The sequence below is a fragment of the Ensifer sp. genome, from assembly GCF_035999185.1.
Lineage (GTDB): Bacteria > Pseudomonadota > Alphaproteobacteria > Rhizobiales > Rhizobiaceae > Ensifer.
Genome location: NZ_DASYHB010000220.1, coordinates 1 through 3,261, shown reverse-complemented (window position 1 = coordinate 3,261; position 3,261 = coordinate 1). Strand labels below are relative to the sequence as shown.

The 3,261-nt window shown below is 64.2% G+C and carries 2 protein-coding genes and 1 pseudogene; all 3 read right to left on the bottom strand.

What is annotated here, in order from left to right:
* Nucleotides 1-127, bottom strand: a pseudogene (locus VGO04_RS31900) (F0F1 ATP synthase subunit delta); the annotation flags it as partial.
* Between the two features lie 258 nt (nucleotides 128-385).
* Nucleotides 386-772: a DUF4345 domain-containing protein gene (locus tag VGO04_RS31895; RefSeq protein WP_327499999.1), complete on the bottom strand. Its 387-nt coding sequence runs from the start codon at nucleotides 770-772 to the stop codon at nucleotides 386-388.
* A 136-nt stretch (nucleotides 773-908) separates the two neighbouring features.
* Nucleotides 909-3,125 carry a primosomal protein N' gene (locus VGO04_RS31890; protein ID WP_327499998.1) on the bottom strand — a complete coding sequence of 739 codons (2,217 nt, stop codon included), beginning with the start codon at nucleotides 3,123-3,125 and terminating at the stop codon, nucleotides 909-911.
* Between the last annotated feature and the right edge of the window lie 136 nt (nucleotides 3,126-3,261).

Below are 3,261 nucleotides of genomic sequence, written 5' to 3'. Positions count from 1 at the left end.
CCTGGACGCGGGTCAGATCCGCACCGACTGCCTCGATCGAACCTGCGCCGAGCGCGAGCTCAAAAAGCGAGGACGCATATCTTTCTGCAACACCGGAAATAAGCTGGGATGTGTCTGCCACGGGCACAAGCTTCTCTCAATTTCATCCAAGAACCGTGCTGGCGGTGGGCCGTCAACTTAAGATCTTGAATTTGCTGCAATAATTTGCAGGATATCGAGGCCTGGCGACCCACTTCCCCCGCAATTCGCGGTTCGTCTAGCATAGGATGTTTGGACTCGCAACACGCGAACGGCAGGAATGCGGCATAAGTCGGCCACCTTTGGCCGAATTTTGCCGTAAATTGGTATCCGCACCCGTGAATCGCGAAGAAGCTCGCAACCGCGATCAGATCATGCCGAAGACATAGGCAAGCGGAAGAATGGCAAGTGCTGCCTGAACGGCGAGCGCCAGCCAATTGTAGAGCGTGGCGCCGTTGTCGCTCATCATCGAGAGAATCCGGCCGAAGGCGGCGAGCGCAAAGGCAGCACCGACCGCGAGATAGACCATCGGCTGCGCGAGCAGGATGGCCGCAAGTCCGAGGCCCACATGCATGCCGCCCATGGTCGAGCGTGCCTCGGCAAGCCCGCCGCGCCGACCTTCAGCAATGCCGATGCCGGCCGCACGAAAGGTAAGCCGCGGCGCAAACAGCATCACGACACCGATCAGCATCGCCGCTGCCGCCGCGCAGAAGGCGAGGAACTCGCCGGTTTCCGTCGGAATGTAGAACTCCATGCCTCGTCCCGCCGATGAGCCCGTTGTCAATTCGTCGCCGCCGCCAAGGCAAGACGCTCCTGACCTCTAGCGCATGTCGTCGCGGTTGTGAATCGCCCGCCTGCGCATTGCTGCGATCAACAGGGGAAACTTGAATTTACAGGAAGCTCTGGGGATCGATGTCGAGCTGGACGCTGATCGAGCCGCGCTCCTTGGGGCCGGCCGCGATCATCGCCTTGACGAAGGCCTGCATGTCGCTGTTGCGACGGCCATGCACCAGAAGGCGGAAGCGATGCCGTCCGCGCACCAGCGCCAGAGGCGCTTCCGCTGGACCGAGAATCGAGATGCCGTCTGTCCGGGGCGCGGCCATGCGCAAAGCCCGCGCATGACCCTCCGCATCCTGACGCGTATCGGCCGAGACGATCAGCGAGGCGAGCCGACCGAAGGGCGGCAGCAGCGCCTTTTCGCGCTCGGCAATCTCGCGGTCGTAGAAGGCATCCGCATCGCCTGAAACGATCGCCTGCATCACCGGATGCTGCGGCTGGTAGGTCTGCAAGAGCCCGAGGCTCTTGAGGCCGGTTCGGCCGGCGCGACCGGTCACCTGCGACAGCAGCTGGAACGTTCGCTCCGCCGCGCGCGGATCTCCATTCGCCAATCCAAGGTCGGCATCGACGATGCCGACCAGCGTCATCAGCGGAAAATTGTGGCCCTTGGCGACAAGCTGCGTGCCGATGACGATGTCCGCCTCGCCGCGCGCGATTGCATCGAGTTCCAACCGCAGGCGCTTGACGCCCATGAGGTCGGAAGACAGCACGATGGTGCGCGCTTCAGGGAAGTGCCGCTCCACCTCCTCGGCGATCCGCTCGACGCCGGGGCCGCAGGCAACGAGATGATCGAACGTGCCGCATTCGGGGCAGGCTTCCGGCGTCCTTTCCGAATAGCCGCAATGGTGACACTGGATTTGTCCGCGAAACCGGTGCTCGACGAGCCAGCTGGAACAATCCGGGCATTGGAAGCGGTGGCCGCAGACGCGGCAGAGCGTCAGCGGCGCATATCCACGCCGGTTGAGGAAGAGCAGCGCCTGTTCGCCGCGCTCGACCGCCTTGCCGACCTGGTTCAGGAGCACCGGCGACAGAAAGCCGCCACGGGCCGGCGGATGCTGGCGCATGTCGACGACGCCGAGCCGCGGCAGCGCCGCGTCCCCGAAGCGCGTCGGCAGGTGGATCGGCTTGTAGCGGCCAACCTCGCCGTTGACCCGGCTTTCGACCGAAGGCGTCGCGGAAACAAGCACGACGGGAAAGCCGGTAATCCGGCCGCGCACGACCGCCATGTCGCGCGCATTGTAGAAGACGCGATCCTCCTGCTTGTAGGCAGGGTCATGCTCTTCGTCGACGATGATAAGACCGAGTTCCTCGAACGGCAGGAACAGGGCAGAGCGGGCACCGGCAACGACACGCACGTCGCCGGTTGTCACCTGGCGCCAGACCTTTTCGCGGGTGCGCGGCGCCAGGTCCGAATGCCACTCGGCCGGCTTGGCGCCAAAACGATCCTGGAACCGCTCGAGGAAACTCGACGTCAGCGCGATCTCCGGCAGAAGAATCAGCACCTGCTTGCCGGCGCGAAGCGTCGCGGCGATCGCCTCGAAATAGACCTCGGTCTTGCCCGAACCGGTGATGCCATCGATCAGCGATACCGAAAAGCCACCCTCCTCTACCGCCGCAAGCAGGTCGGCGGCGGCATCCTTTTGCGGGCCTTCGAGCCGGGGAGCTACGAAATCGGGATCAGGCAAGGCGACGACGGGCGGCGGCGCCATGAACACGGTCTCGAACACGCCCTGCTGCGTCAGCCCGTCAATCACGCTCGACGAGGTGCCGGCTGCGTGCGCAAGGCCCGAGCGCGTCCAGGACAGGCCATCGCTGGCGGTTGCAATCACCCGTTCGCGTGCCGCCGTCAGGCGTTCCGGCCGCATCTCGGTGAGACGTAGCGCCTCCACCATCGGCTCCGGATCGAAGGCTGCCGGTGCGCGCAGCGCCATGCGTGCAACAAGACCTGGCGGCGTGACCGTATAGGTCGCCACCCAGTCGAGAAAGGCCCGCATGTCGGGCGTCAGTGGCGGGCAGTCGAAGACCTTCTCGATGGTCTTCAGTTTCTTCGGATCGACGCTTCCGTCGTCCTCGCCATCCCAGACCACGCCGGCGACGAGACGGGGGCCGAGCGGCACCTGCACGATGGAGCCCGGCTCAACCGCCATATGGTCGGGAACCGCATAGGAATAGGCTTTCGGTGCCGGCATGGGCACCAGGACGGGCACGACGCGACGGGCCGAAACGGGCCCGAGCAAATCGCCGAATAAATCGGTTGAATCGCGAGTCATTTTGCCGTGACCTTGCCACGTGTTTCGGTTAAAGAAAACTGCGCTGCGAACCGCAGCCTTGCAGGCCGCAGGGTTTGTCACGGTTCCACCAGAGTTTCAACGCGCGCGATCTCTGCCAACGGAATTCCTCCCCGGT